This window comes from Micromonospora sp. DT47 (genome assembly GCF_049844475.1).
In the GTDB taxonomy this organism is placed as follows: Bacteria; Actinomycetota; Actinomycetes; order Mycobacteriales; family Micromonosporaceae; genus Micromonospora.
On record NZ_JBNCLC010000013.1, the window covers coordinates 90,914 to 117,239 of the forward strand.

The 26,326-nt window shown below is 74.1% G+C and carries 25 protein-coding genes and 1 riboswitch; of the genes, 14 read left to right on the forward strand and 11 right to left on the reverse strand.

The window, feature by feature from the left end; translation table 11 throughout:
• Positions 1-46 precede the first annotated feature (46 nt).
• The 5 genes from ACLQ2U_RS20425 to ACLQ2U_RS20445 all read right to left on the reverse strand — a co-directional run bounded on the left by ACLQ2U_RS20425 (position 47) and on the right by ACLQ2U_RS20445 (position 2,566).
• Complete coding sequence (locus ACLQ2U_RS20425; protein WP_425752298.1) at positions 47-595, reverse strand: DsbA family protein; 549 nt, start codon at positions 593-595, stop codon at positions 47-49.
• Positions 592-828 carry a hypothetical protein gene (locus ACLQ2U_RS20430; RefSeq protein WP_425752299.1) on the reverse strand — a complete coding sequence of 79 codons (237 nt, stop codon included), beginning with the start codon at positions 826-828 and terminating at the stop codon, positions 592-594. The genes ACLQ2U_RS20425 and ACLQ2U_RS20430 overlap by 4 nt, the downstream gene beginning before the upstream one ends.
• Before the next feature lie 57 nt (positions 829-885).
• Entirely contained in the window at positions 886-1,566 is a 681-nt protein-coding gene (locus tag ACLQ2U_RS20435; protein WP_425752300.1) for a BON domain-containing protein, read from the reverse strand.
• A gap of 326 nt (positions 1,567-1,892) precedes the next feature.
• Positions 1,893-2,300 (reverse strand): hypothetical protein, encoded by a 408-nt coding sequence (locus ACLQ2U_RS20440; protein ID WP_425752301.1) that lies wholly within the window; start codon positions 2,298-2,300, stop codon positions 1,893-1,895.
• Between the two features lie 119 nt (positions 2,301-2,419).
• Positions 2,420-2,566, reverse strand: coding sequence for a hypothetical protein (locus ACLQ2U_RS20445; protein ID WP_425752302.1), 147 nt, complete (start codon positions 2,564-2,566; stop codon positions 2,420-2,422).
• A gap of 337 nt (positions 2,567-2,903) precedes the next feature.
• Between ACLQ2U_RS20445 and ACLQ2U_RS20450 the strand changes: the two genes are divergently transcribed.
• The gene (locus tag ACLQ2U_RS20450) at positions 2,904-3,266 is read left to right on the forward strand and encodes an STAS domain-containing protein (RefSeq protein ID WP_425752303.1); all 363 of its coding nucleotides are present in this window, start codon (positions 2,904-2,906) and stop codon (positions 3,264-3,266) included.
• Positions 3,267-3,419: 153 nt separating this feature from the next.
• Positions 3,420-3,887 carry an SRPBCC family protein gene (locus tag ACLQ2U_RS20455; RefSeq protein WP_425752304.1) on the forward strand — a complete coding sequence of 156 codons (468 nt, stop codon included), beginning with the start codon at positions 3,420-3,422 and terminating at the stop codon, positions 3,885-3,887.
• Positions 3,888-3,902: 15 nt separating this feature from the next.
• Here the strand turns inward: ACLQ2U_RS20455 and ACLQ2U_RS20460 are convergent, their stop codons facing one another.
• The 5 genes from ACLQ2U_RS20460 to ACLQ2U_RS20480 form a co-directional block, all read right to left on the reverse strand.
• Entirely contained in the window at positions 3,903-4,409 is a 507-nt protein-coding gene (locus tag ACLQ2U_RS20460) for a hypothetical protein (RefSeq protein ID WP_425752305.1), read from the reverse strand.
• 117 nt (positions 4,410-4,526) lie between these two features.
• A complete protein-coding gene (locus ACLQ2U_RS20465) occupies positions 4,527-5,591 on the reverse strand; it encodes a coiled-coil domain-containing protein (RefSeq protein WP_425752307.1) in 1,065 nt (354 codons plus the stop codon).
• Positions 5,592-5,595: 4 nt separating this feature from the next.
• Positions 5,596-5,727: riboswitch (cyclic di-AMP (ydaO/yuaA leader) on the reverse strand.
• A 154-nt stretch (positions 5,728-5,881) separates the two neighbouring features.
• The gene (locus ACLQ2U_RS20470) at positions 5,882-6,796 is read right to left on the reverse strand and encodes a cation diffusion facilitator family transporter (protein ID WP_425752308.1); all 915 of its coding nucleotides are present in this window, start codon (positions 6,794-6,796) and stop codon (positions 5,882-5,884) included.
• An 87-nt stretch (positions 6,797-6,883) separates the two neighbouring features.
• A complete protein-coding gene (locus ACLQ2U_RS20475) occupies positions 6,884-8,998 on the reverse strand; it encodes a HelD family protein (protein WP_425752309.1) in 2,115 nt (704 codons plus the stop codon).
• Positions 8,999-9,131: 133 nt separating this feature from the next.
• Complete coding sequence (locus ACLQ2U_RS20480) at positions 9,132-10,055, reverse strand: alpha/beta fold hydrolase (RefSeq protein ID WP_425752310.1); 924 nt, start codon at positions 10,053-10,055, stop codon at positions 9,132-9,134.
• A 144-nt stretch (positions 10,056-10,199) separates the two neighbouring features.
• Here ACLQ2U_RS20480 and ACLQ2U_RS20485 point away from each other — a divergent pair, with 144 nt between their 5' ends.
• A complete protein-coding gene (locus ACLQ2U_RS20485) occupies positions 10,200-10,826 on the forward strand; it encodes a carbonic anhydrase (RefSeq protein ID WP_425752311.1) in 627 nt (208 codons plus the stop codon).
• A gap of 115 nt (positions 10,827-10,941) precedes the next feature.
• Here ACLQ2U_RS20485 and ACLQ2U_RS20490 read toward each other — a convergent pair whose 3' ends face one another.
• Positions 10,942-11,271, reverse strand: a complete 330-nt coding sequence (locus ACLQ2U_RS20490) for a hypothetical protein (protein ID WP_425752312.1) — start codon at positions 11,269-11,271, stop codon at positions 10,942-10,944.
• Between the two features lie 316 nt (positions 11,272-11,587).
• Here ACLQ2U_RS20490 and ACLQ2U_RS20495 point away from each other — a divergent pair, with 316 nt between their 5' ends.
• The 11 genes from ACLQ2U_RS20495 to ACLQ2U_RS20545 all read left to right on the forward strand — a co-directional run bounded on the left by ACLQ2U_RS20495 (position 11,588) and on the right by ACLQ2U_RS20545 (position 26,321).
• Positions 11,588-12,079, forward strand: coding sequence for a DUF3145 domain-containing protein (locus tag ACLQ2U_RS20495; protein ID WP_425752313.1), 492 nt, complete (start codon positions 11,588-11,590; stop codon positions 12,077-12,079).
• A gap of 94 nt (positions 12,080-12,173) precedes the next feature.
• Entirely contained in the window at positions 12,174-13,892 is a 1,719-nt protein-coding gene (locus ACLQ2U_RS20500) for a glycoside hydrolase family 3 protein (protein ID WP_425752357.1), read from the forward strand.
• Between the two features lie 125 nt (positions 13,893-14,017).
• Complete coding sequence (locus ACLQ2U_RS20505; RefSeq protein WP_425752314.1) at positions 14,018-16,297, forward strand: hypothetical protein; 2,280 nt, start codon at positions 14,018-14,020, stop codon at positions 16,295-16,297.
• Positions 16,298-16,816: 519 nt separating this feature from the next.
• Entirely contained in the window at positions 16,817-17,980 is a 1,164-nt protein-coding gene (locus tag ACLQ2U_RS20510; RefSeq protein ID WP_425752316.1) for an ROK family protein, read from the forward strand.
• Between the two features lie 49 nt (positions 17,981-18,029).
• Positions 18,030-19,073, forward strand: coding sequence for an extracellular solute-binding protein (locus tag ACLQ2U_RS20515; protein ID WP_425752317.1), 1,044 nt, complete (start codon positions 18,030-18,032; stop codon positions 19,071-19,073).
• Between the two features lie 121 nt (positions 19,074-19,194).
• On the forward strand, positions 19,195-20,268 hold the full coding sequence (locus ACLQ2U_RS20520; RefSeq protein WP_425752318.1) for an ABC transporter ATP-binding protein: 1,074 nt from the start codon (positions 19,195-19,197) through the stop codon (positions 20,266-20,268).
• Positions 20,265-22,046 carry an ABC transporter permease gene (locus ACLQ2U_RS20525; protein ID WP_425752319.1) on the forward strand — a complete coding sequence of 594 codons (1,782 nt, stop codon included), beginning with the start codon at positions 20,265-20,267 and terminating at the stop codon, positions 22,044-22,046. Before ACLQ2U_RS20520 ends, ACLQ2U_RS20525 begins: the two co-directional genes overlap by 4 nt.
• The gene (locus tag ACLQ2U_RS20530) at positions 22,034-22,858 is read left to right on the forward strand and encodes a creatininase family protein (RefSeq protein ID WP_425752320.1); all 825 of its coding nucleotides are present in this window, start codon (positions 22,034-22,036) and stop codon (positions 22,856-22,858) included. Before ACLQ2U_RS20525 ends, ACLQ2U_RS20530 begins: the two co-directional genes overlap by 13 nt.
• Positions 22,855-23,808, forward strand: a complete 954-nt coding sequence (locus ACLQ2U_RS20535; protein ID WP_425752321.1) for an amidohydrolase family protein — start codon at positions 22,855-22,857, stop codon at positions 23,806-23,808. Before ACLQ2U_RS20530 ends, ACLQ2U_RS20535 begins: the two co-directional genes overlap by 4 nt.
• A gap of 64 nt (positions 23,809-23,872) precedes the next feature.
• On the forward strand, positions 23,873-25,330 hold the full coding sequence (locus ACLQ2U_RS20540; RefSeq protein WP_425752322.1) for an argininosuccinate lyase: 1,458 nt from the start codon (positions 23,873-23,875) through the stop codon (positions 25,328-25,330).
• Positions 25,331-25,400: 70 nt separating this feature from the next.
• Positions 25,401-26,321, forward strand: a complete 921-nt coding sequence (locus ACLQ2U_RS20545; RefSeq protein WP_425752323.1) for an ROK family protein — start codon at positions 25,401-25,403, stop codon at positions 26,319-26,321.
• The last annotated feature ends 5 nt before the right edge of the window (positions 26,322-26,326 follow it).

A 26,326-nucleotide genomic window follows, 5' to 3' on the forward strand; every position in this document is an offset into this window, starting at 1 on the left:
GCGGCGAGCGGCGAGCGGCGGTGGCGGGGTCAGGTCTCGGCGGGGGTCAGGCGTTGGCCGCCAAGTCCACCGCGGCGAGCAGCTCCGCCACGTCGTACCCGCCCTCGTGGCGGGTCCCGTTGACGAAGAGGGTGGGCGTGGCGTGCACCCCGCTGCGGATGCCGCCGACGAAGTCGTGCCGGACCCGGTCGGCGTGCTCGTGCCGGTCCACCTCCGCGCGGAGCTCGTCCGGTGGCAGGCCGAGCTGCTCCACCCCGAGCGACAGGTGCACCGGGTCCAGCTGGTCCTGGTGCTCGAAGAGCCAGTCGTGCATCTCCCAGAACCGGCCCCGCCGCCCGGCCGCCTCGGCGACCTCGGCGGCGCTCTCCGCGTACGGATGCACGTTGGCGATCGGGAAGTGCCGGTAGATCAGGCGTACGGTGTCGGACCGCTGGCGCAGCACCTCGGCCAGGTTCGGGTACGCCGCCCCGCAGAACCGGCACTGAAAGTCGCTGTACTGGACGACGGTGACCGGTGCGTCCACCGGCCCGCGGATGTGGTCGTGCTCGGTCACCGGCACTCGCAGCCGGGGGGTGGCCTGCAGCGGCGTGGTCATCCGGCCACCACCCGCCGGTCGGTGCCGAGCTGCTCCAGCGGGTACGCGCCGTACCGCCGGGCCACCTCGCCCTTGGGCTCGACGTCGGCCACCGGCAGGCCGCGGAGCTGGCCCTGGCCGCGTCGACCAGCGCCTGGCTGCCCGGGGCCCGTCCGTCGCCCGTCCGGGGTGGCCGGCGGGGCGAAGTCGGGGGCCGGGCTCCCGGGTCGGATCAGCCCGTCGGAATGAGTCATGTCACCCACCCTGCCGACGGACCGGGTGAGCGCGGATCACCCGGCCTGGGTGGTGTGTCAGCGGACCACCGTCAGGTGGTTGTGCACCTCGCGGATGCCGGGGGCAGACCAGATGATCCGCTCCACCTCGTCGCGTTCCAGCACGGAGTGGACCTGACCGTCGAGGAGCGCAGTGTCGCCGTACACCCGGACACTCACCCGGTCCGGCTCGATGGCCCCGCTGCGGACCAGCGCGTCGACGATGCGTTCGGGCAGCTCGTCGCCGGCCGGCGGGGCGGCCGGCCGGACGGTGATGCCGTTGCTCACCCCGCGTACGCCGGTCAGCCGGCCGACCACCCGCTCGGCGGCCCGGCGCTGGTACTCCCATTCCACCTCGCCCCGGAGGGTCACCCAACCGTCGGCGACGGTCACCTGGAGGTTCTCCACCGGCACGAACGCGTCCCACTCGAGGGCCCGCTCGGCCGCTGCGGCGAGCTCCGGGTCGGTGCGCTCGGCGGACGGGGCGATCCGGACGGTCAGGTCGTTGGCGACCGCGCGGACCCGGGCCACCCGGTGCGCGGCCCGCTCGGCGGCCCACTTGGCCGCGTAGCTGTCCACCCAGCCGGTCAGGGTCACCACCCCTTCGGTGACGGTGACGCCCACCTCGGTCGGGCTCACCCGGGGATCCCAGGTCAGCTCGTCGAGCACGTCGGTCTGCAGGTCCTGATCGGTACGCGTGACGCTGATCGCCGTGGCCATGCGCTCACTCCTCCCGGGATCGGTGCGCGGGCGCGTCGCGGCCCACCAGCGGCCAGCCTGCCGCCGCCCGGGGTGAGCCACCCTCGCCCGACCCGGGTGAGCGGCGGCGGACGGGCCGGGTGACGATCTCCGGCGTCGACAAGCCGGCCCTGCTCGGGCACGATCTGGCGGTCGGGGAGGGCGGCGGACACCCCGCTGGCGGTACGCGGCGGACCGGCCGGTGGACGGGTTGGGGATCCGGCACGCCCGGCGGTGCCGGGCACGGAAAGGCCCCGGCCGACCCGTCCGTCGGCCGGGGCCCGTCCCGGTGCGTGTCGTGCGGTGGATCAGTTGTCCAGGCCGCCGACCGGGGAGTTCGGCCGGTCCACGTCGACGAACTCGATGTCGTCGGCGGCCCGGCTGTCGCGGCTGCCGGCGGCCCGCGCGGCGGTGCCGGCGGCCCAGCCGATCGCCGCGCCGACCAGCGCCGCGCTGATCAGCAGCGTCCAGGGCAGGGCCGGGCGGCGCCCGGCGAGCGCGTCGAAGGCGAGGGTCGCCCGACGCCGGGCCTCGTCCGCCGCCGAGCCGACCAGGTCGCCCGCGTCGGACAGGCCGGAGCCGCCGCCGCGCACGGACTTCGTGGCGTCGCGGACGCTGTCGCCGGCCGAACCGACCGCCGTAACCAGGTGCTGCCAGGCCTGGTCCGCGACCCGCTCGGGCTTGCTCCGGCGCTCCAGCAGATTGCTACCGAACATCGTGGTTACCTCCTCGGGGTGCCGACGTCTGCGGCCACTTCGGACTTCGACGTCTCTGCGGCGCGTCACGGTCCGCTCACCGGCCAGTGCCCAACCTGGTCGGATCGCAAACCACCGCCCTAGCGGACCACGGACACCGCGGTCGCGCGGGCGAAATCGTCGTCGCCGTCGTCGTCATCGTCGTCGTCCCCGCCGCCGAACCCGCAGGCCAGGACGAGAGCGAGCAGCGCGCCGACACCGGCCAGGCCGAGCAGTCTCCTGATCATCGATCCGTTCCTTCCGCCGTGGTGAACCATCTCTCCCGGCCGAGGCTAGGCAACCGGGGCAATCTCGCTCGGCGTGTCGGCCGGAGGCTCGCCAGGGCGGTGGGATCCGGACCGGGGTGGACGTGGCCCGCTACCCTGGGGCGGTTGGAGCGGCCGGGGTCGGCCGCGGGTGGAAACGAACGGGACCAGGAAGAACCCGCAGAGGGACGGCCCGGTCTGTCCGGATCCGCGAATTGCTCATCCCGAGGGGTGGCGACCGAGGCCGTCGGAGGAATACTGTCAGTCGCGGCCCGCGTACTGATGAGGCGCCCGTGGACGGGCGAGTGGAGGTGCTCGCGTGAGCCTGTCGATCGTGAAGACGGTTCTGCCGGGTGGTGTCATCGAAATCGCCCCGCGTGGGGAGATCGACGTCGACACCGCGTACGAGGTGCGTGAGGCGATCGCGGAGGTGCTCGCGAAGGGCCGTCCGTCCCGGATCGAGCTCAACACGCGGCTCGTCACCTTCATCGACTCGGTCGGCATCAGTGCCATGGTCGCCGGTTTCCAGACCGCCGAGGTCAGCGGCGTCAAGCTGGTGGTCACCAAGCCCAGCCGGTTCGTGCACCGGCAGCTCTGGGTCACCGGCCTGCTCGGCCTCTTCGGCGCGCCGGAGCCCTACTTCGCCGGCGCCGCCACCCCCGAGGTCCTCCCCGGCGCCTGAGCGCGCGTGGCTGACCTTGAGGAAGTACACCCGACCGGTGTCCGTCAGCGGCCGGGCGGCGTCCGGCGCGTGACGCCACGATGACCGCCCTGGCGTTGCCAGGCCCGTCCGGGTACGGCACGATCGGGCCACCGACGACGGGGTGGAGGCGCAGTGGTCCGGCGGGAGTCGTTCAGCTACACGGTGCAGGCGCGCTGCTCCCGGGCGGACGCGGTGGCGTTGCTGAGCGATCCGGCCCGGCAGGGCGAGCTGCACCCGCTGATCGTCCGGGTACGCCGGCTGCCGCCGCGGCCGGGAGCCCGGGCCAGCTACGCGATCACCGACCGGCTGGAGCTGGGGCCGCTGCGTTTCCCGGTCACCTACCAGGCCGACGTGCTGGTGGTCACCGAGGACGAGATCGTCACGGTGGCCCGCCAGCAGCCCGGCACGACGGTACGCAACCACACCCGGCTCCGGGAGGAGTCCGGGGTGCTGCGGATCGACGTGGAGATCACCCTGGCCGCGCCGGCGCCGCTGTTCGGGTACGCGTTCCGCCAGGCCCGCGCCGCGCACCTGGGGCTGGCCAGCCGGCTCGGCGCGGTGCTGGACCGGGAGGCCGACGGCGGTCCGGTCGCCGGCTGACCGGGCCCGCGCCGCTCAGCCGCGTCCGGCGGTGGTCACCGCCGCCGTCCGGCGGACCGCCACGCCCCGGCGGGTCCGCCCCCACGGCTTCCAGGTGGAGATCACGGTCATGCTGACCAGCAGGGCGGTCGAGACGGCGGGCGCGACCACCACGTCCACCCGCTCGTGCGCGGTCGCGTCCGGTGCTGCGGCGGCGCGCAGGTTCGGGGTGAGCAGGAAGAGCACCAGGCCGACCATCGCCGTGGTCAGCACCAGCTTGACCAGCACCCAGCGGTACCGGAGCAGCCCCCACGGGGTGAGCAGGGCGCTGGTCACGCCGACCAGCCAGACCAGCACGCTCAGCGGCGCGAAGAGCCAGGTGGCGAGCAGCGCCGCCGCCGGGTAGACCACCTCCGGGTCGGCCCCGCGCAGCCCGGCGACGCCGAGGGTCAGCAGGACCAGGTCGGCGCCGAGCCAGCCCAGCGAGGTCACCAGGTGCAGGGTGAGCAGGGTCTTGCGGGCGTCGGGGGAGCGTCTCCTCATGCCCCCGATGCTCGTCCGCGGGTCGCGGCCGGTCGTGGTCCGGGCGACGACATCCGCTGTACGACGAGGGGCGTACGCCGGTGGCCCGCCACGGGGGCGGGCCACCGGCGTGTCGGGTCAGTACACCGACAGGTGCACGTGGTTGGTGTGGTCGCTGGACGGGTCGCCGCCCGCCCCGCTGTACGACTTCCAACCGCTGCTGGGCAGCCAGATCTGCCGGTACCAGATCACGTAGAGCACGGCGAGCCGGTCGGCGTTGCGGATGAAGTACGCGGCCAGGTTGTTGCCGTACGTCTTGTCGCCGCCGGTGGCGTCCCCGCCGAAGCCGTCCGGCTGCGCGGCGAAGTCGCAGGCCCGCCCCTTGGGGTGCTCCCCGGAGCCGCTGGGTCGGTAGCAGGAGACGTACCGCTTGAAGCCGGCCGCCTGGGCCTGCTGGAGCGCGTTGAGCATCCGCGGGGTGATGCAGCCGTCGGCCGGGGTCGGGTCGTTGACCGTGCACGACTCCGATGGCCAGGAGCCGTCGGGGTTGCGCGGCGCCGCCTTGGCGTTCGCGGTGGAGGTGCCCCGGGTCGACCCGCCGCTGTCGGCGGTGGTGTCCGGTTTGGCGGCCGCGGCCACGGCGAGCGCCCGCTCGGCCTGCTGCTTGCGCTTGGCCATCACGGCGACCTGCTTGCGCTGCTCGACGACCTCCCGGTCGAGCGCGGCCCGGGTACGGCTGGCCTCGTCCCGGGTCCGGACGAGGTTGCGCAGTTCACGGTCCTCGTTGGCGGCGACCGTCTCCAGTGCTGCCGCCCGGTCCACGAAGCCTTCCGGGCTGCTGCTGTTGAGCAGCGCCGAGACCGGCCCGAGCCGACCCGTGCGATAGGCCAGGCCGGCGATCTCGCCGACCTTGCCGCTGCGCACGGTCAGCTCCGCCGCAACGGTCTTGAGCTGCGCGTTCAGCTCCTGCTGGCGCTTGCTGGAGCGGGCCAGCGCCGCCTTGGCGTCGAGCCAGCCCTTGCTGGCCGTGTCGAGTTGGGCCCGCAGCGCGGGGGTGCCGCCCTCATCGTCCCCGGGGGCGGCGAGTCGGGTGGTGGGTGCGGCGGCGGTGGCCGGCGTGGCCACCGGCGCGGACGACACGCCCACGGCGAGCGTCGCGACGACCGCGGCCACGAGTCGCGCGGTGGTTCGTCGTACGTGCATGCAGATGTCCTTCCGTCAGCCGCCGACCGGGTTAGCTGACGGGTTCGGGACGGAAGATCCCTACCGCTGACGCGGATGCACCCCACGAACTTGGTTCCCCGGCTCGCCCCGTTGGGCGATTAGGCGACGGCCACCGCCGGCGCCGGTGGGCGCCGCCGTGCGGAGGCCGGGGCCGAGCCTATAGGTACGGGTGTGACACTCGCCCGTTTCGTGACTCACGGTACGGGAGGGAATGCCGTTAAATTCGGCAAAATAGGTCAAGAGGGGCGCAAATCTTAAGGAGTTCCTAACTACCAGTGGGACGGCCCGCAGGCGCCCGGCGACGCGCCCGGCTCGATCTGCAGGGTGGCGTGCTCGATCTGGAAGTCCTCCTGCAGGGCGCTGCGGGCGGCGGCGAGCACCGTACCCACCTCGGCCCCGGGGGTGGTGGTCAGGTGGGCGGAGGCCACCTCCATGCCAGAGGTGAGCGTCCAGACGTGCAGGTCGTGCACCTCGGCCACGCCCGGGACGGCGGTCAGTCGGTCGTGCACCGCGGTCACCTGGAGGTGCTCCGGTGCGGCCTGGACCAGGATGCGCACCGCCGCCCGGCCCAGCCGCCAGGTGCGAGGGAGGATGAACAGGCCGATCGCCACCGCCACCGCCGGGTCGGCCCACCACCAGCCGGTGCCGGCGATCAGCAGCGCCGCGCCGATCACGCCGAGCGAGCCGAGCAGGTCGCCGACCACCTCCAGGTACGCCCCGCGCAGGTTGAGGCTCTCCTGCGCGCCCGCCCGGAGCAGGGCGAAGGCGGCGAGGTTGGCGAGCAGGCCGAGCGCCGCCACCGCCAGCATCGGGCCGGTGAGCACCTCGGGCGGGTCGCCGAACCGGCGTACCGCCTCGATCAGCACGTAGACCGCGACCCCGCTGAGCAGCACGGCGTTGGCCAGCGCGGCGAGCACCTCCAGCCGGTAGAGCCCGAAGGTGCGCTGCGGGTCGCCGTCGGCCCGCCGGGTCGCGGTGATCGCGGCGAGGGCCATCCCGATGCCGAGCACGTCGGTGAACATGTGCCCGGCGTCGGAGAGCAGGGCCAGCGAGCCGGTGCCGAAGGCGGCGACCGCCTCGACCACCATGAGCGCGGCGAGCAGCCCGAACGCCGCCCAGAGCCGGCCCCGGTGGCGCTGCGCGGCGTTCGCGACCGCGCCGCTGTGGTCATGACCTGCGCCCACGCCCACACCTTCCGTCGCCGCCGCGGACCGGGACCAATCTATGCTCACATCGCTATGTGTGCAAGTGAACGCCGGGGTGGTGGGACCTCAGCCGGCCGGCTCGACCGTGGTCAGGCGCTGGGTGGCCCGGGAGAGGGCGACGTAGAGCGTGCGCACCCCGGACGGCTCGGCCCGGATCTCACCCGGGCAGACCAGCACCACGCCGTCGTACTCCATGCCCTTGGCCTGGAGGCTGGTCACCACCTGGAGCCGGGAACCACCCCGGTCGCCCAGCCAGCCGGCCACCTCGTCCCGGCGCGGCACCGGGGTGATCACCCCGACCGTCCCCTCGACCTCGGCGAGCAGCGTCTCCACCGCCTCCACGGTCACCGGGACCAGTTCCGCCGCCGGGACGATCAGCGCGACCGGGTCGACCCCGGTGGAGCGGACCGCGGTCGGCAGCGCCAGGTCGGGGTGGAGCCGGCGGATCTCCGCCGCCGCCACCGCGAAGATCTCCGCCGAGTTGCGGTAGTTGGTGGTGAGGGTGAACCGGTGCCGGCGGCGCCGGCCCAGCGCCTGGTCCCGGGCCCGGTCCAGCTCCGTCGGGTCGCCCGACCAGGCGGTCTGCGCGGGATCGCCGACCACCGTCCAGGACGCCAGCCGGCCCCGCCGGCCGACCATCCGCCACTGCATCGGCGAGACGTCCTGCGACTCGTCCACCACCACGTGTGCAAAGTCGCGGTAGTCCTCCGGGCGCTCGCGGTCCGCCGCCCGGGCGGCGCGCTGCCGGTCCGCGAAGGTGCTCAGCTCCCGGACCCCGCCGGCGAGCTGGTACGGGTCGCGCCTCTGCTTCGCCCGGCGCACCGGCTTGCCCATCATCGCGTCCAACTCGTCGAGCAGGGCGATGTCGGCCACCGTGAGCCCCTCGGTGTCCAGCGTCCGGTACGCCACGCCGAGCAGCGCGATCTCCGCGCGGGACAGCATCCCCCCGGCGTACCGGTGCAGGCGCTCCGGGCGGGCCAGCCAGCCCAGCACGTGCCGGGGGTGCAGCCGGGGCCACCACGCCTTGAGGAACTCCCGGAACTCGGGCCTCTCGATGATCTCGTCCTCGAAGGCGCGCTGCTCCGGTAGGCGCGCGCCGGTCAGCCGGCGGGCCTGCGCGTAGAGCGCGGCGAGCACCCCGTCGAAGGCGGCCCGGCGCACCTCGTTGCGGCGGGCGCCCCGGGACAGCGTCCGGTCCCGGATGCCGTCCAGCTCCCGGCGCTCCAGCCGCAGCAGGGTGCCCCGGTACAGCAGGCGCAGCTCGTCCGGGCTGTCCGGCACCGCGTCCCGCACCGCGCGCTCCAGCACCCGGCGCATCCGCAGCGAGCCCTTCACCGCCGCCACCTCGGGCGGGTCGGTCCGGTTCGCCGACATGCCCGGGAAGAGCGAGCCGAGCGAGTGCAGGGTGGCGGTCTCCTCGCCGAGCGAGGGGAGCACCGAGGCGATGTACTCCACGAAGACCGAGGACGGGCCAACCACCAGGATCCCGCCGCCGGCGTACCGGCTGCGGTCGGAGTAGAGCAGGTACGCGGCACGGTGCAGGGCGACCGCCGTCTTGCCCGTGCCCGGGCCGCCGGAGACGATCGTGACCCCCGAGGCGGGGGAGCGGATCGCCTCGTCCTGCTCCCGCTGGATGGTGGCGATGATGTCCCGCATACCCCGCCCGGTGGCCCGGGAGAGGGTGGCCAGCAGCGCACCGTCGCCGACCACTGCCAGGTCCGGCGGTGCCGACTCCGGGTCGAGCAGGTCGTCCTCGATCCGGGTCACCTTCTCCGCCGAGGAGCTGATCGTGCGCCGCCGGACCACGCCCAGCGGCTCCGTCGGGGTGGCCCGGTAGAACGCGGCGGCGGCCGGCGCGCGCCAGTCGACCACCAGGGTCTCGGCGTCCTCGCCGCGGACCCCGAGCCGCCCGACGTGCAGCACCTGCCGGTCGCGCAGGTCCAGCCGGCCGAAGACCAGCCCCTCGTGCTCGGCGTCCAGCACGTGCCGGCGCCGGGCGGCGTGGAAGACCATCGCGTCCCGTTCGACCAGCGCTCCGAAATTGCCGACCCGGGCCTGCCGGTAGCCGTCCCGCTCGGCGCGGGCCGCCGCGCGGCGGAGTTCGGCGAGGCGGGCGTACACCCGGTCGAGATGCCGCTGCTCGACGGCGATCTCCTGCTCCAGGGTGGTCTGGTCGGTCAACGTACGGGCTCCTGTGCGGCGACGGGTGGCCGGACGCGGACGCGCCGGGCGGAGAATGAGGGTACGGGCAGCGTACGGGCACCCGTCGAGGCCGGGTCGCGACCCGCGACGTCGGCCACCCGCCCGGTGCCGCTCAGCGCGCCGACGTCGCCTCCGGGGCCCCGGTCAGCACCCGGTGCAGCACCCCGGCGAGGGCGGCGTTCACCTCGTCCGGCCGTTCCATCATCAGCATGTGCCCGGCCCCCGGGCAGACGGTCAGCTCGGTGACCGGCAGCGCGGCCGCGATCGACTCGGCGCACGGCGGCGGGGTGAGCCGGTCCCGGTCGCCGACCAGCGCCGCCGCCGGCAGGTGCGCCAGCGCGGCCAGGGTCTCCAGCCGGTGCTGGGCGCCGATCGAGGCGCGGAACCCACCGATCGAGCGCAGCGAGGCCCGGGCCACCGCCGAGGTGACCAGCCGGATGTCGGACGGGTCGCAGCGGTCGCCGAAGAGCATCCAGCGGATGCTCGGCTGGAGGGCGCGCAGCAACGCCCGGGGCGGCCGCCACGCGCCGCACCGGGCCAGCACCCCGGCGCCGGTGGTCTCGGCGAGCCGGATCAGCCGGGCGATGCGCGGCGACAGGCCGTAGGCGGTGTGCGTGTGCCCCTCGGCGGTGGTGGAGACGAAGACCAGCCCGGCCGTCCGGGCGGCGAAGTGCTCCGGGTGGCGGTGGGCGTACTCCATGACGGTCATCCCGCCCATCGAGTGCCCGACGAGCACCACCGGGCCGGTCGGGGACACCTCGTCCAGCACGGCGACGAGGTCGTCACCGAGCTGGGCCAGGGTCGCCGTGCGCAGCGCCATGCAGCTGGACCGGCCGTGGCCGCGGGCGTCGTAGGTGACCACCCGGACCGAGTCGCCGAAGCGATCCCGCAGCCCGGCCAGCTGCCGGTGCCAGGCCCGCCCGTCCAGCGTCCAGCCGTGCAGCAGGACCGCGGTGACCGCCGCGTCCACCGGCCCGGTCACCTCGACGTGCAGGCGTACGTCGTCGGGAAGACGTACCTCGAGTCGTTCCGGCATCGCCACCTCCCCGGGCCGCCCGTCCCTCCGCCGGGTTGACCCGGCGGCAACACCGGCTACCCGTCATGACACCACGCCAACCGTGGTGGTGAGAAGATTCGCAACCCGGCCCCGCGAGGTCGGATCGGTGACCAGGCTGGGGGCATGTCGTCGCCGAGTCGTCCGCCGGCCACCGGGGCCGGACGCACGCCGCGGTCCGCCCTGGCCGAGCTGCTCGCCGGCAACCGGCGCTTCGTCAGCGGCCGGCCGGTGCACGGGCACGACGTCACCGCCGCGGCGGCCGTCGCCTCCGGCGACCAGCAGCCGTACGCGGTGCTGCTGGGCTGCATCGACTCCCGGGTCCCGCTGGAGGCGATCTTCGACCAGACCTTCGGGTCGATCTGCGTGATCCGCACCGGCGCGCACGTGCTGGACCGGGCGGTCTGCGGTTCCATCGAGTACGTGGTGCACCAGCTCGGAGTGCCCCTGGTGATGGTGCTCGGGCACGAGCGCTGCGGGGCGGTCGGCTCGGCGGTCGAGGCGCTGCGCACCGGGCAGCGCCCCGACGGCTCGCTGGGCTACATAGTGGACCAGATCGCGCCGGCGGTGGCCGAGGTGGGCGCCGACGACCCGCGGGCGCACCCATTGGCGGTCCGCCGGCACGTGCTGCGCACGGTGGCGGCGCTGCGCGCCGACGACCTGCTCGCCGGCCCGGTCGCCGAGGGCCGGATCGACGTGGTGGGCGCCCTCTACGAGCTGGCCACCGGTGACGTCACCCTCCTCGACCGCTGACCCCACGTGGGTCGGCCCGCCGGCGGGCCGGCCGCGTCGGTGCGTACCCGGGAAAGGCGGAACCGCCCGCCGGGGTGACCCGACGGGCGGTTCCAGGTGTTGCTCGGGGGAGGGCTCAGCCCTCGAAGATGCCGGCCTCGACGAGACGCTTCTCGGTCTTGTCCCAGCCGTCGCCCGGGTGGGTGGCGGCGAGGGTGTTGATCTCGGCGCGGATCTTGGCGGCGTGGCCGGCGGCGGCCAGCGCCCGGATCTCCTCGACGAAGGCCTCGGAGTCGGTGCGCAGGTGCGCGGTCTTGCCGTTGGTCAGGTTGCGCACGTAGGCGTGCTTGCCGCCATTGAGCGGGATGAGGTACTTGAACTCGCCCAGCACGCTGAGGGCGCCACCCTGGCCAGCCTGGCCGGCCCGGACTGACGCGCGCGCGGTCTTAGAGGTGTTGCTCGCCACGGAGGTACTCCTTGCAAGACGTACGGGAGGACGGAAACGTCCGGGGGCTGTAGCGGGTGACGCCCGGATGAGCCTCAGCCCGCGAAGATGTACGGCGGCACAGAACCGCCCACAGAACTGTACACGACCACGATGCCTGGCTGGCCACCGTGCCTGTCGGAGGGCACAACCGAGGTCACCGGTCCGGGTATTCCGCCCGGCGAATTCGCCGATTCGCTGGCGCACCATCCGTCACACCAGTCATGATGTGTCGCAGGAACCACTCGGGTGGTCGAGGTCGTAGGGGAAGACGCACCTCGGTCTCCGGGAGGTCACCGTGCCAACGCGTGGCGTCGTATACGTCCACTCGACCCCGCTCGCCGTGTGCTCGCACGTCGAGTGGGCGATCGCGCGCGTCCTCGCTGCGCCGGTCAACCTGCAGTGGACGGCTCAGCCCGTCGATCCCTGCGCCCGCCGGGCCGAGTGCGGGTGGACCGGTAGCCCGGGGACGGGCGCCGAACTGGCTGCTGCCCTCCGTCAGTGGCCCATGATCCGTTTCGAGGTGACCGAGGAGCCCAGTCCGGGCGCCGACGGGGAACGCTTCATGTACGTCCCCGGTCGCGGCCTGTTCCGGGCCACCGTGGGCGCGGCCGGTGACATCCAGCTCGGCGAGGACCGGCTGCGCAGCATCATGGCCGGCGTCCGGGCCCCGGAGGCGCTGGCGCACGCCCTGGACAAGGCGCTCGGCACCGCCTGGGACGCCGAGCTGGAGCCGTACCGCTACGCCGGCGACGGCGCCCCGGTGACCCTGCTCACCCGGGTGGGCTGACCCGCCCGGTCCACCCGGACACCCCGGTGCGGACGGGCACGCCCCGCCCCCCGCGCCGACCGGGGGTTGCCGCTCCTGGTCGGCACCGGGTTTGATTGGCGGCGTGTCGACCCCCTCGCGACGTGCCGGCGTCGCCATCGCCGCCCTGACCGCGCTCCTCGTCTCCGGATGCTCGAACGGCCCGGAGGGACCGGGCGCGGCGCCGAGCCCGTCCGGCGTCGCAGCGAGCCCGGTCGACGCGTCCGACCCGGCCGCCCGGGCCGCCGCACTGGCCGGCACGCTCGGCGACGAGGACCTGGTCGGCCAGGTGCTGATGCCCTACGCGTACGGCAGCTCCGCCGCCACGGTCTCGCCCGGCTCCGCCGCCGGCAACCGGGCCCTCTCCGGGGTCGACACCCCCACCGACATGATCGCGAAGTACCGCCTCGGCGGGCTGATCCTGGTCGGCTTCAGCGCCGACGACCCCACCTCCGCCAACCAGGCCACCACCAACGTCGACAACCCGGCCCAGGTCCGGGAGCTGACCACCGGGCTGCGCGAGGCCGCCGGGAAGCTCCCCACCGGTACGGCGCCGTTCCTGGTCGGCACCGACCAGGAGTACGGGGTGGTCACCCGGATCACCGACGGGGTGACCAGCCTGCCCAGCGCGCTCGCCGCCGGTGCGGCGGGGAAGCCGGCGCTGACCGAGGCCGCCTGGCGGGCCGCCGGCACCGAGCTGGCCGCGATGGGGATCAACCTGGACTTCGCCCCGGTCGCCGACGTGCTCGCCACCCGCAGCACGGTGATCGGCTCCCGCTCCTTCGGCGCCGACCCCCGGCAGGCGTCCGCGCAGGTGGCCGGGGCGGTGAAGGGGTTGCAGAGCGCGGGCGTCGCGGCCAGCGTCAAGCACTTCCCGGGGCACGGCCTGAGCGCCGCCGACTCGCACCACGAGGTGCCGGTGGTCGGCCAGTCGCGGCAGGAACTGGACGCCACCGCCTTCCCGCCGTTCCGCGCCGGCATCGACGCCGGGGCGATGGCGGTGATGTCCGCCCATCTCGACGTCACCGCGGTCGACCCGGGGACCCCGGCCACCTTCTCGCACAAGCTCCTCACCGAGGTGCTCCGCGGCCAGCTCGGCTTCGAGGGCGTGGTGATCACCGACGGGATGAACATGTCGCCGGCCAAGCGCTGGTCGCCCGGCGAGGCCGCGGTGAAGGCGCTGCTCGCCGGCAACGACCTGATCCTGATGACCCCGCACGTCGGCCAGGCGTACGACGGGCTGCTCGCCGCGCTGCGCGACGGGTCGCTGCCCCGGGCCCGGCTGGTCGAGGCGGTCACCCGGGTGCTGACCATGAAGTTCCGGCTCGCCGACCGGCCCGCCCCGGCGATGTCCACCCTGAACGCCCCCGCGCACCGGGCGGCGGCCGGCGATCTCGCCGCGGCCGCGGTGACCCTGCTGCGCGGCTCCTGCGGCGCCCCGGTTCCCGGCCCGGTGACCGTCACCTCCTCCACCGGTCGGAACCGGACCCGGGCGGCGTTGACCGAGGCGCTGACCGCGGCCGGGGTGCGGGTGGTCCCCGCCGGTGGCACCACCGTCCACCTGGTCGGCTACGGCGACGACACCGGCGACCTCAACAAGAAGGCCGCGGTGACGGTCGCCATGGACACGCCGTACGTGCTGGAGAAGGCGACGTCGCCGACCCTGCTCGCCACCTACTCCTCCGGCCGGGCCTCGATGGACGCGCTGGCCCGGGTGCTCGCCGGCAAGGCCCGCCCGGCTGGCCGGTCGCCGGTGCCGGTGCCGGGCCTGCCCGCCACCAGCTGCGGGGGCTGAGCCCGGGCCGCCGGCGACCGGCCGGCGGGGGCCGGCCCGGCTGATAGCGTGCGGTGGTCCGCCAGCCGTACGACGACGGGAGAGTCGAGCGCCGTGACGCGATCCCAGCTGGCCGACGCCCTGCGGTGACCGCCCTCGCCACCGGGGACGCCGCCCCGTCGGCCACCGCTCTGCGCCGCCGCCCGGTCCTGCTCCGCCTGGCCCCGGCCATGGCCACGTACGCGTTCGTCGCGGCCGTGCTGCTCGCGGCCGGGACGCCCGGCACCGACCTGCTCCGCTACACCGGGTACGCCGGGCTGGCCGTGGTGCTGCCCGGCACCCTGGTCTGGCGGGCCGTGCGCCGTCGTTCGCACACCCTGATCGAGGACCTGGCGATGGGCGCGGCCGTCGGGCTGGTGCTGGAGCTGGCCGGCTGGGCGGGCCTCACCGCCGCCGGCCTGCCGGGCTGGCTGTGGCTCTGGCCGCTGGCGGTGCTGCTGCCGTTCGCCGCGCTGCCCCGGCTGCGCCGGCACTGGCGGCCCCGCGACCTGGTCCCGGTGCCGACCGGCTGGGCCTGGTCGCTCGCCGCGGTGGTGGCCGGTTTCACCCTCTACCTGTACGACTCGTTCCTGCGGGTCAACCCGGTCCTGCCCACCGACGAGGGGCAGGCCCAGTACATCGACCTGGCGTTCCAGCTCTCGCTGGCCGGCGCGGCCACCCACCAGGCGCCGCTGGACGTGCCGCAGGTCGCCGGCGAGCCGCTGCACTACCACTGGTTCGGGTTCGCCCATCTGGCCGCGGCCAGCCTGGTCAGCGGCGTCGACCTGCCCACGGTCTTCTTCCGGCTCGGGGTGCCGGCGCTCTGCGCGCTCGCCGCCGTGCTGGTCGCGGTGGTCGGCTGGCGGGTCACCGGCCGGCCGTACGCCGGGGTGGTCGCCGCCGCGCTGATGTTCACCGTCGGCGAGTTCGGCTTCGAGAACGGGGTACGGCAGCTCTTCGGCACCCAGGCCACCTTCATCGTCTGGGGCAGCCCGTCGATGACGTACAGCTGGGTGCTGCTGCTGCCGCTGATCGCAGTGCTCGCCGAGATCGTCGGGCGGCCCCGGGCGGGTGCGGTGCCGCCGGTCGGGCCGGGCTGCTGGCTGCTGGCGGCGGTCTTCCTGGCCGCCTCCACCGGGGCCAAGGCAAGCTCGGTGCCGGTGGTGCTGGCCGCGCTGGCCTTCACCGCCGCGGTGACGCTGGTGACCCGGCGCCAGCTGCCCCGGGCGGTGCTCGTCGCGGCGGGCCTGGCGGTGGCGGCCCAGCTCTTCGCCACCGCCGTGCTGTTCGCCTTCGAGAGCCACGGGGTGACCGTGGACCCGTTCTCCGGGCTGCGGCCGTACGTGGGGGAGGGGCACTCCGACGGGGTGACCGCGCTGCTCTGGACCGGGGTGTTCGTCGCCTTCCTGCTCAACCTCCAGCTCCGGCTCGCCGGCGTGGTGGCGCTGCTGCGGCTGCGCCGGTGGCGGCTGGAACCGGTGCAGGTCTTCCTGCTCGGCGGGGCGCTCGCCGGCCCGGCGATCTACCTGCTGGTCGGCCACCCGGGCAGCAGCAACCAGTACTTCACCCGGACCGGCTTCGCCTTCGGGGTGCTGCTCTCCGCCTGGGGGTACGTCGAGCTGCTGGACCGGGCGGCGCCGACCCGCCGCGCCCGGGCGCTGCTCGGGGTGGGCGCTGCCGCCTTCGCGGTGCTGCTGACCGCGTTCCAGCTGCGTTTCCCGGCGACCGTGCCGCCCGGCCGGGCGTACGCCCCGGTGCTGCCGTTGCTCTGCTGGGCGGCGGCCCTGCTGGTGCTGGTCGTGCTGGTGGCGCTGCTCTGGCCGGGACTGGTCGGCCGCTGGCCCGGGCTGGCCGGTCGGGGCGGCGCGGTGCTGCTCACCGCGGTGCTGGTGGCCGGCGCGCCCGGGCTGGCGCTGGACGCGGCGGCGACTCGGCAGTACCCGAACGGCGGGGCGTACCCGGTGGAGCGGATGCCGGCCTCCCGGGTGCAGGCGGCCCGCTACGTGTACGCGCACAGCGCGCCGGACGACGTGGTCGCCACCAACGCGCACTGCCGGGCGGTGGTGAGCGGTTGGTGCGACGCCCGCTCGTTCTGGCTCAGCGGTTACAGCCAGCGGTCGGTGCTGGTCGAGGGTTGGGCGTTCGCGCCCCGGATGGTCGGCCTGCCCGAGGGCCCGTACGCCCCGTTCTGGGACCAGGCGCGGCTGCGCGCCAACGACGAGGCGTTCACCGCCCCGACCGCCGCCAGCCTGGCCGAGCTGCGCGACCGGTACGGGGTCCGCTGGCTGGTCGTCGACCGGCAGGTCAACCCGGAGTCGCCGGACCTGGCCGAGCTGGCCGACTTGCGGTTCACCAACTCCCGGATCGCGGTCTACCGGCTCCGCTGACGGGCCCCGCCCACCGAGCACCCCCCGGGGGCGGCGACGGCGGGGGTCCCGGAGAGGGCCAGGGCGAGCGCCGCGGGTGGCAGGAATGCCTTGAGACGCATGCAGATCCTTCCGCGCATCGCGAGGTCCGCGCAGCGACCATCGACGTCGTACGCCTGGCGGCGTCGGCGTGGGGTCGCGATCGGACGGCGGGTGGTGGGTGACTCCGACGGTGGGCGCCGACGGGCGCCGCGTCACCGGGGTACGCAGCGGCACAGGTGTCCGTACACACTGGAAGGCCTTCGCCGGTGACGTTAGGGACCGGCGCGGCGGCCCCTCAATGCTTTGCAAGGTCTTTCTTCCTTCGCGAAAGAAACAAACTCGATGCGGTAGGCGCGTCCGATCTCCGGCTCGGCCGCGCCCGGTCGACCGGACGGCTGCGCGTATTGAGGACGTTTCCGCTGCTCTTCGCCTAGATGTCGGTCGACCGAGACGCATTCGTTACTTGACTCGATAATTCGTTCGCCGTAGGAAGGAAGTGTGACTGACGTGGTGACGCCACCGACGAGCCCGGTGAGCCGGGAGCGGTCGAAGGAGATCAAGCGGCTCTCCGTGATCTCCGCCGCCCGCCAGGTGCGGGTGCTCTCCCGTGCCGAGCTGACCGAGCTCACCGGGCTGAGTCCCGCCACGCTCACGCCGCTCGTGCGCGACCTGATCGCCGAGGGCTACCTCCTCGAGCGCGGTCCCGGGGCGTCCCGGGCCGGCCGCCCCCGGGCGATGCTGGAGTTCAACCCGCGCGCCGAGCTGGTCGCGGCCGTCTCGCTGGAGCCCTCCCGGATCAGCTGCGAGATCGCCGACAGCGACGGTGCGGTGGTCGCCCACCGCACGGTCCGGCTCACCGGCGACATCGTCGACCTCATCTGCCGGTCGGTGCCCGAGCTGGCCGGGGACGGCCTGCCGGCGCTGCGCGGCGTGGCCATCGCCGCGCCCGGCGTCTCCTCCGGCGGCGCCGTCCGGCTCGCCCCCTCGGTCGGCCTGGTCGAGGGGCGGCCGATAGGGGAGTCGGTCCAGCGGCGGCTCGGCGTGCCGGTCGTGGTGGACAACGACGTCAACCTGATGGCGGCCGGCGAGCACGCCGCCGGGGCCGGCGCCGACGTGGCCGACCTGCTCCTGCTGCACGTCGCCGACGGTATCGGCGCCGGTCTGGTGCTGGACGGCCAGGTCCGCCGGGGCGCCGGCGGGGCCGCCGGCGAGGTCGGCTTCCTGCCGCTCGACCCGGCCGACCTCGGGCACGACGGGATCGGCCCGTTCGAGGCGCGCTGGTCGGAGAACGCGATCGCCGAGCGGGTGGTCGCCCTGGCCCCCGGCCGGCGGCCCGAGTCGCCGGTCCGCGCGCTGGTCGAGCTGGCCGGCGCCGACGAGCGGGCCGCGACTTACCTGGACGAGGTGCTGCGAGCCTGGTCCCGCCTGATCGTCTCCTGCGTCTGTGTGATCGACCCCGGCCGGGTGCTGCTCAGCGGCGCCGCCGCCGAGCTCGACGACGCCGCGCTCGACCGGCTCCAGACGCTGGTCGCCGCCGCCGCGCCCAGCGCCACCGAGGTCCGCCGCGCGGTCCTCGGCGACCGGGCCGTGCTGCACGGCGCGGTCAGCTACGCCCTCTCCGCCGCCGCCGCGGGGCTGTCCACCCTGCTGCCGGCGCCCTGACCTTCCTTCCCGAACAACGTAGTTCCCCCACACCCCTCGGAGGTACCCCATGAGACGTCGACTCTTCCTCGCCGGAGCGCTCGCCACGGTCCTGGCCGCCGGCACCGCCTGCGGCGGCGGCTCGGACGACGCGGCCGGCGGCGGCGTCGAGAAGCTGACGATCTACACGGCCCGCGACAAGAAGGTCACCACCTTCGTCGTCGACAAGTTCACTGCGAAGTACCCCGAGTACAAGGGCAAGGTCGAGATCCTCAACCTCGGAGCCCAGGAGATCCTGGAGCGGGTTCGGGCCGAGAAGGCCAACCCGCAGGCCGACGTCTGGTGGGGCGGCACCCAGCAGGGTCTGGCCGCCGGCGCCGGGGAGGACCTGCTCACCTCCTGGCAGCCGGCGTTCGCCGGCAAGATGGACGCCAAGTACAAGGACTCCGAGGGTCGCTGGTTCGGCGAGATCCTGCTGCCCGAGGTCATCATGTACAACAACAAGGCGCTCACCCCGGAGCAGGCCCCGAAGGACTGGGACGACCTGCTCAAGCCGGAGTGGAAAGACAAGATCATCATCCGTGACGTGGCGGCCTCCGGCACCATGCGGTCGATCTACGCCTCGATGATCCAGCGGCAGTCGCCGGACGGCAGCAACCCGCAGCCCGGCTACGACTGGCTGAAGAAGCTCGACGCCAACACCGGCGCGTACGCGGCCAACCCGACCGACCTCTACCTCAAGATGTCCCGCCAGCAGGGCGTGCTCAGCGCCTGGAACCTCCAGGACATTCTGCTCCAGGCCAACCAGTCCAACATGCCGTTCGGCTACGTGATGCCGGCCTCGGGCGCCCCGGTGCTGGTCGACGGCCTCGCCGCGGTCAAGGGCGGCAACACCACCGGCGCGCAGAAGTTCATCGAGTTCCTCTTCGACGACTCGCTCCGCGCCGACCTGGCCAAGGACTACTACCAGATCCCGGCCGTGGAGATCGCCGAGAAGCCGGAGTGGCTGGCCCAGCTCAACCTCACCCCGATGAACGTCGACTGGAACGTGATCGGCAAGAACGAGACCGAGTGGATCAACCACTGGAACAGCCAGATCAAGAACAAGGGCTGACCGGGGCGGCGCCGGCCGTGCTCCCGCGCCCGGCGCCGCACCCTCGTTCGCACCGCCAGACCGGGTCTGGCCCACCACCCACCACCGGCCAGACCCGGTACCGGACGCAAGGAGAGACATCATGATCGATGTCACGCTGGAGTCGGTGAGCAAGCGCTTCGCGCGCGCCGGCGACACCGCGGCCGTCGACGACGTCGACATCACCATCGCCGCCGGGGAGTTCTTCACCCTGCTCGGTCCGAGCGGCTGCGGTAAGACCACCACCCTGCGCATGGTGGCCGGGTTCTACTTCCCCACCTCGGGGCGGATCCGGTTCGGCCAGGAGGACGTCACCCACCGGCCGCCGAACAAGCGCGACACCGGCATGGTGTTCCAGAACTACGCGCTCTTCCCGCACATGACCGTCGCGCAGAACGTCGCGTACGGCCTGAAGGTCCGCAAGGTCGGTCGGGCCGAGGCGAGGCGGCGGGTCGAGGAGGCGCTCGGCCAGGTCCACCTCGCCGGCTACGGCGACCGCCGCATCGACCAGCTCTCCGGCGGCCAGCAGCAGCGCGTCGCGCTGGCCCGGGCGCTGGTCATCCGGCCGCGTACGCTGCTGCTCGACGAGCCGCTGTCCAACCTCGACGCCAAGCTGCGCGAAGAGACCCGGGTGGAGATCCGCCGGATCCAGCGCGAGGCCGGCACCACCTCCATCTACGTCACGCACGACCAGGCCGAGGCGATGGCGATGTCCGACCGGATCGCCGTCATGCAGTCCGGCCGGGTGCAGCAGATCGGCGCCCCGCAGGAGATCTACCACCGGCCGGCGACCGCCTTCGTGGCCCGGTTCATCGGCCGCAGCAACGTGCTCGGCTTGCCCGTGGTGGCCGCCGGCCCGCAGACCGTCACCGTGGCGCTGCCCGGCGGCGAGGAGGTCGGTGTGGCCGCCCCCGACGACCACGGCCTGCGCGAGGGCGCGACCGCCCTGGTCTCCGTCCGCCCCGAGCACATCGGCCTCACCTCGGCCACCGGGGCCGGCGCGCTCACCGGCCGGGTGACCGAGCTGGAGTTCACCGGCATGGCCACCAACCTCGTGGTCGACGTGGCCGGTGAGCCGGTGCAGGTCACGGCGATCGACGTGCCGGCCGGGGTGTCGGTGGGCGACCAGGTCGGGCTGCGGCTGTCCCGGGAGCGGATGTGGGTGGTGCGGCCGTGAGCACCATCCCCGCCACCCCCGGTGCGGCCACCGTTCCGCCGGTCACCGGCGACCCGACGCCGCCCCGCGCGCGCCGGCCCCGGACCGCCTTCGGCGCCCACTCGCCCTGGTTCCCGTACGTCCTGGTGCTGCCGCTGGTGCTGATCCTGTTCGGGTACGTCGTGCAGCCGATGTTCGCCACCTTCGCCGAGAGCGTCGGCGTGGACGGGGTGCAGAACTACACCACCTTCCTCACCGGCGACGGTGTGGCCCGCTCCGCCCTGGTCACCTCGCTGATCATCTCGGCGGCCAGTGTGCTGCTCTGCGGGATCGTCGGCGTGGCGATGGCCTTCCTGCTCAAGCGCTTCTCGTTCCCCGGCCGCAAGCTGATCGAGGCGATCATCCTGGTGCCGGCGGCGCTGCCGCCGCTGATCGGCGCGATCTCGTTCCAGCTGCTCTACAGCGAGACGGGCATCCTGCCGCGCGGGCTCCAGCAGCTCTTCAGCACCGCCGAGCCGGTGCTGCCGTTCAGCGGCATCGCCGGGGTGCTGGTGGTGCACACCTTCACCATGTACCCGTACTTCTACCTGGCCGCCTCGGCCGCGCTGGTCGGCATGGACCCCTCAGTCGAGGAAGCCGCGTACAACCTCGGCGCCGGCCGGGTCCGGGTCTGGCGCACCGTGCTGCTGCCAATGCTCACCCCGGCGCTGGTCTCCGCCTCGCTGCTGGTCTTCATGACGTCGCTGGCCTCCTACACCGCCCCACTGTTGTTCGGGGTGGACCAGACGATGACCATGCAGATCTACATCAACCGCACCAACGGCGACCTGCCGATGGCATCCACGTACGCATCGGTGCTCGGCGTGGTCTCGGTGCTCTTCCTGCTCGGCATGCGCTGGTACGAGGGACGGCGCAGCTACCGCTCCCAGTCCAAGGGCGTGGCCGCGCACCGGCGGGAGATCACCAACCCGTTCGGCCGCTGGCTGGCGCTGGCCGCCTCGCTGCTGGCCACCGCCGTGCTCCTCGCTCCGGTGGCGACCATCGCCCTGGTGGCATTCTCCGCGGACGGCTCCTGGACCACCGAGGTGATCCCGGCCGCCTACACCACGCAGAACTTCGTCACGATCTTCTCCGACCCGGACGCCTTCCAGCCGATCCTCAACTCGCTGCAGATGAGCCTGACCGCCACTGTCGGCTGCGTCGTGGTCGGCGTGCTGATCGCGTACGCGGTGCGCCGGCTGGACTTCCGCGGCCGGGGCCTGCTCGACGTGGCGGTCATGCTGGCCTGGGCTCTGCCCGGCACGGTGGTGGCGATCAACCTGATCTCGGCGTTCAGCACCGGCAACGCGTTCAGCTTCGGGCAGGTGCTGATCGGCACCTTCTGGATCATGCCGCTGGCGTACTTCGTGCGGTTCCTGCCGCTGGTCTTCCGCTCCAGTTCGGCCACGCTGGCCCAGCTCGACCCGTCGCTGGAGGAGGCCGCCCGCAACCTCGGCGCGTCCTGGTGGCGAGCGTTCGGCACGGTCACCCTGCGGCTGATGCTGCCGGGCGTGGTCGCCGGCGCGCTGCTCGCCTTCGTGCACGGCGTCGGCGAGTTCGTCGCCTCGGTGCTCATCTACACCTCGGAGACAGCGCCGATCTCCGTCGAGATCAACAACCGGATGTACTCGTTCGAGGTCGGCACCGCAGCCGCGTACGGCATGCTCCAGGTCGTCCTGATCTTCGTGGTGATGGTGGTCTCCGGCCGGCTGCAGAGCGGCCGGACGGCCAGCCGGGAGGCGGCGCAGTGGACGGCCTGACCTGGCCGGCGGGCGGCGGCCTGGTCCCCGCCGCCCGGATCCCCGGCGGCGAGCTGGCCGCGGTCGCGCAGGCGGCGGATTTCGCGGTGCTGCCGGTCGGCGCGGTCGAGTGGCACGGCCCGCACCTGCCGCTCGGCACCGACCTGATCCTCGCCGAGGGTTTCGCCGGGGAGAGCGCCCTCGACGGCCCCGGGCCGCGCGGGGTGCTCTTCCCCGCGGTGCCGTACGCGGCCTGCCCCGGGCAGACCCGGCCCTGGCCGGGCACGGTGGCGATCCGGCCGGAGATCGCGGTCGGCTACCTGGCCGACGTGATCGAGGGGATCGTCGCCGCCGGCTTCCCCCGGCTGCTGATCGTCAACGGGCACGACGCCAACATGTCCACCGTCCGGGCCGCCATGGAGTGGGTCTCCGGGCGGCGTACCGCCAGCCTGCTGCTGGTGAACTGGTTTCAGCTGGTCACCCCGGCGGAGACCGGCGAGATCTACGGCCCGCTGGTCTCGCGCGGGCACGGCGGGGCGTACGAGACCTCCGGCGTGCTCGGCTTCGACCCCGGCGCGGTACGCCTCGACGCCGCCGGTGACCTGCCGCCGAAGCCGAAGCTGCCGGTCGGCCACCCGTATGTGCTGGTCGAGTCCCGCCCCGACCCCTGGCAGGGCTGGTCCGGGCACGTCTCGCTGGCCACCGAGGAGGCCGGCCGTCAGGTCCGCGAGCTGGCCGCCGTCCGGCTGCGCGAGATCGTCGCCGCCTGGGTCGCCGCCGAGCCCCCGGCTCCGCCCACCGCCGACCCGCTGCCGACCGAGGGAGTGTCATGACCGTCGACCGGGGACTCGACATCGTCGACTTCCACCTGCACTTCCGGATCGGCGCCGACGAGACGATCCACGCCTGCGAGCACGCCGCCGGGATGCACCCGGGCGGGGAACACGAGCGGGCGGTCCGGGCCGCCGGCTCCGCGCCGTACGCCCGGCAGTGGCGGCAGGCCTGGGGCTTCCCCGACCCGGAGCCGCCCGCCGAGCGCTGGCAGGACGAGGCCGACCGCTGGGCCGAGGAGCTGCGGGCGGTGAACATCCGTAAGGCCGTCTTCGTCACCGGCGGCGGCAACGACACCGTCGCCGACGTGGTCGACCGCCACCCGGACCTGCTGCTCGGCTTCGCCCACCACGACCCGTACGCCCCGGGCGCCGCCGCCGAGCTGGAACGCGCGGTGACCGAGCGCGGCCTGCGCGGGCTGAAGCTCTTCGCCCCGCTGCTGCGCGGCCCGCTCGACGACGAGTCCCTGGACCCGCTCTGGGGCGCCGCGCAGCGCCTCGGCGTACCGGTGCTGGTCCACATCGGCCACTACGGCAGCGCCGGCGGCCTGAGCTTCGGCCGGTACGGCGGCCCGGACGAGCTGGCCCGGATGGCCCGCCGCTTCCCCGAGCTGAACGTGGTGGTGCCGCACTTCGGCGTCCAGCACGTGCAGGAGTTGTTCTTCGCCGCCTGGGGTTGCCCGAACATCCACGTCGACACCTCCGGCTCCAACCAGTGGGTGCGCTGGATGCCGTACAAGCTGACGCTGGAGGACCTCTTCCGCCGCTGCTACGAGACCATCGGCCCGCACCGGATCGTCTTCGGCAGCGACTCGTCCTGGTTCCCGCGCGGCTACGTCACCCGCTACCTCGACGACCAGCTCCGGGTCTGCCGCGAGCTGGGGATGCCCGACGACCACCTGCGCGCGATCTTCGCCGGCAACGCCGAACGGCTGCTCGGCCTGACCGACTGACCGGCCGAACCCCCGGGGAGCGCGTCCACGCCCGCCCCGGCCTGGAAGGAAGTAAGGACCTGCCATGAGCACACCCGCGCTGACCACCTACCAGCGGCACCACCTGGGGCCCACCTACGACCACCACGTCGGTCACCTCTACCCGGCGATGGTGCGGGCCAGCCAGGCGCACGTGGTGATGCTGACCGAGCAGGGGCTGATCCCCGCCGAGCGGGGCGCCCGGCTGCTGCGCGGGTTGGCCGAGCTGCGCGCCGACACCGCGCCGGCGCCGGCGTACGACGGCAGCTTCGAGGACACCTACTACCTGGTGGAGAAGCGGCTCGCCGAGGCGTGCGGCATTCCCACCTCCGAACTCGACGTGCAGATGGCCCGCAGCCGCAACGACCTGGACGCCGGGGTGTTCCGGATGCTGCTGCGCGACCAGCTGCTCGGCGTGCTCGACCGGGTGCTGGCCACCGGCCGGACGGCGCTGGAAAAGGCCGACCGGTACGCCGACGTGGTGATCACCGGCTACACCCACCGCCGGCCCGCCCAGCCCACCACCATCGGCCACGCCCTCGCCGGGTACGCCGAGGCGCTCGCGGGGGAGGCCGTCGCGTACGCCGACCTGATCGACCAGCTGAACGTCTCTCCGCTGGGCTCGTGCGCCTTCGCCGGCACCGACCTGGACATCGCCCCGGCCCGGGTGGCCGAGCTGCTCGGCTTCGACGGCCTGGTCACCAACTCGTACGAGGCGGTCGCCGGCGCCGACCACCTGGTCCGAGTCGGCACGCTCAACGCCCAGGCGCTGGCCACCGGCGCCCGGCTTGCCCGGACCCTGATGGACTGGCTGAGCTGGAACTGGGTGGCCACCCCCGGCGACTTCACCCAGGGCAGCAGCATCATGCCGCAGAAGCGCAACCCGGTGGTGCTGGAGCACCTGGTGTCGATGGCCGGCGCGGCCGCCGCCGACGCCGCCTCGGTGCTGAACAACGTGGGCGCCGCCTGGTGGGAGGACTCCAACAACGCCACCACCGATGTGCAGGTCCGGCTCTGGGACAGCAACGACCGGGCCGAGCGGTTCTTCGCCCTGGTCGGCGGTTTCCTCGCCGAGCTGGAGCCGCTGGAGCCGCCGACCCGGGAGGAGGTCGTCGCCTCCGGCGCCACCACCACGGCGGCCGCCGACGCGCTGACCCGGCACGGCGTGCCGTTCCGGGCCGCCCACTCGGTGGTCGGCCGGCTGGTCCGCGCCGGCGCCCCGGACACCTGGACCCCCGAGGGGGTACGGCAGGCCGCCGAGGGGCTCACCGACCCGCTCGGCGACGCCGCCGTGGCCGACCTGATCGCCGCGGCTGTCCGCCCCGACCTGGTGCTCGACCGGGCCCAGGTGGACGGCCCGGGCGCGGCCGCCGTCCGCGGCCAGGTGGGCGTGCTGGGCGGCACCTTCGACGCCGTCGCGGGCCGGCTGGCGGGGGTGCGCGACCGACTCGGCCGCGCCGACGAGGCGCTGGACGCGGTCGCCGCCAAGGTGGCCGACCAGTGAGCACGAGGACTGAGCGGTGCGGTGACCCGGCGGTCGCGAGCCCCGCAGTCGCGAACGAAACGGAAGTCCAGTGAGCGTGCGGCTCGCGGGGCGGACGGTGCCGGGAACCCGCACCGGCGGGCTGCTGCTCGGCATCGACTTCGGCGGCACCAAGATGGCGGTCGGGGTGGCCGACGCCGACGGCCGGTTGCTGGCTCAACAGCGGGTGCCCACGTACGCCGAACGGGGCGCCCCGCAGGCGCTGGAGCGGGCGCTGGACCTCGCCGCGAGGCTGGTCGCCGGGGTCGGCGGGCCGGTCGCGGCGGCCGGGGTGGCCTCGCCCGGCGTGGTCCGTCCGGACGGCATCGACCTGGCCCCGAACGTGCCCGGCTGGGAGCGGCTGCGGCTGGCCGACGCGGTCCGCGACGGGCTGGGCGTGGCCCGGGTGGCGGTGGACAACGACCTGAACGCGGCGGCCCTGGCCGAGCTGCGGCTGGGCGCGCTGCGCGACGCCGACCCGGGTCTGGTCGTCGGGCTCGGCACCGGCGTCGCGGCGGCCGTCACGGTCGGCGGCGCGGTGCTGCCGGGCCACCGTGGCGCGGCCGGCGAGATCGGGTACGCGGTGTCCGGCGGTCCCTGGCCCGGCACCATGCTGGAGCTGGACTTCTCCGGCCGGGCGCTGGACCGGCTCGCCGACGAGCTCGGCGTGCCCGGTGCCGCCGCCGGCCTGGCCGCTGCGGCGGAGCAGCCCGGCGCTGCCCGGGACGCGCTGACCGCCCGGGTCGACGAGCTGGCCCGCCACCTGGTCACCTGCTGCCTGCTGCTCGACCCGCAGCGGGTGGTGCTGGTGGGCGGGGTGGCCGGCAGCGAGCTGATCCGGGGGCTGCTCGTCGACCGGCTCGCCGAGGTGCTGCCGCACCGGCCCGACGTGGTGCTCTCCCGGTTCGCCGACGACGCGGCGCTGCTCGGCGCGGTCACCCTGGCCCGCGAGGCGGTGCCCGCGCCCCGCTGACCCGG

Bases quoted from the DNA above. Each gene is read 5' to 3' on its own strand.
- ACLQ2U_RS20435 (WP_425752300.1), bottom strand. From the start codon at position 1,566: ATGGCCACGGCGATCAGCGTCACGCGTACCGATCAGGACCTGCAGACC.
- ACLQ2U_RS20460 (WP_425752305.1), bottom strand. From the start codon at position 4,409: ATGAGGAGACGCTCCCCCGACGCCCGCAAGACCCTGCTCACCCTGCAC.
- ACLQ2U_RS20440 (WP_425752301.1), bottom strand. From the start codon at position 2,300: ATGTTCGGTAGCAATCTGCTGGAGCGCCGGAGCAAGCCCGAGCGGGTC.
- ACLQ2U_RS20425 (WP_425752298.1), bottom strand. From the start codon at position 595: ATGACCACGCCGCTGCAGGCCACCCCCCGGCTGCGAGTGCCGGTGACC.
- ACLQ2U_RS20430 (WP_425752299.1), bottom strand. From the start codon at position 828: ATGACTCATTCCGACGGGCTGATCCGACCCGGGAGCCCGGCCCCCGAC.
- ACLQ2U_RS20520 (WP_425752318.1), top strand. From the start codon at position 19,195: ATGATCGATGTCACGCTGGAGTCGGTGAGCAAGCGCTTCGCGCGCGCC.
- ACLQ2U_RS20445 (WP_425752302.1), bottom strand. From the start codon at position 2,566: ATGATCAGGAGACTGCTCGGCCTGGCCGGTGTCGGCGCGCTGCTCGCT.
- ACLQ2U_RS20535 (WP_425752321.1), top strand. From the start codon at position 22,855: ATGACCGTCGACCGGGGACTCGACATCGTCGACTTCCACCTGCACTTC.
- ACLQ2U_RS20485 (WP_425752311.1), top strand. From the start codon at position 10,200: ATGTCGTCGCCGAGTCGTCCGCCGGCCACCGGGGCCGGACGCACGCCG.
- ACLQ2U_RS20465 (WP_425752307.1), bottom strand. From the start codon at position 5,591: ATGCACGTACGACGAACCACCGCGCGACTCGTGGCCGCGGTCGTCGCG.
- ACLQ2U_RS20480 (WP_425752310.1), bottom strand. From the start codon at position 10,055: ATGCCGGAACGACTCGAGGTACGTCTTCCCGACGACGTACGCCTGCAC.
- ACLQ2U_RS20540 (WP_425752322.1), top strand. From the start codon at position 23,873: ATGAGCACACCCGCGCTGACCACCTACCAGCGGCACCACCTGGGGCCC.
- ACLQ2U_RS20515 (WP_425752317.1), top strand. From the start codon at position 18,030: ATGAGACGTCGACTCTTCCTCGCCGGAGCGCTCGCCACGGTCCTGGCC.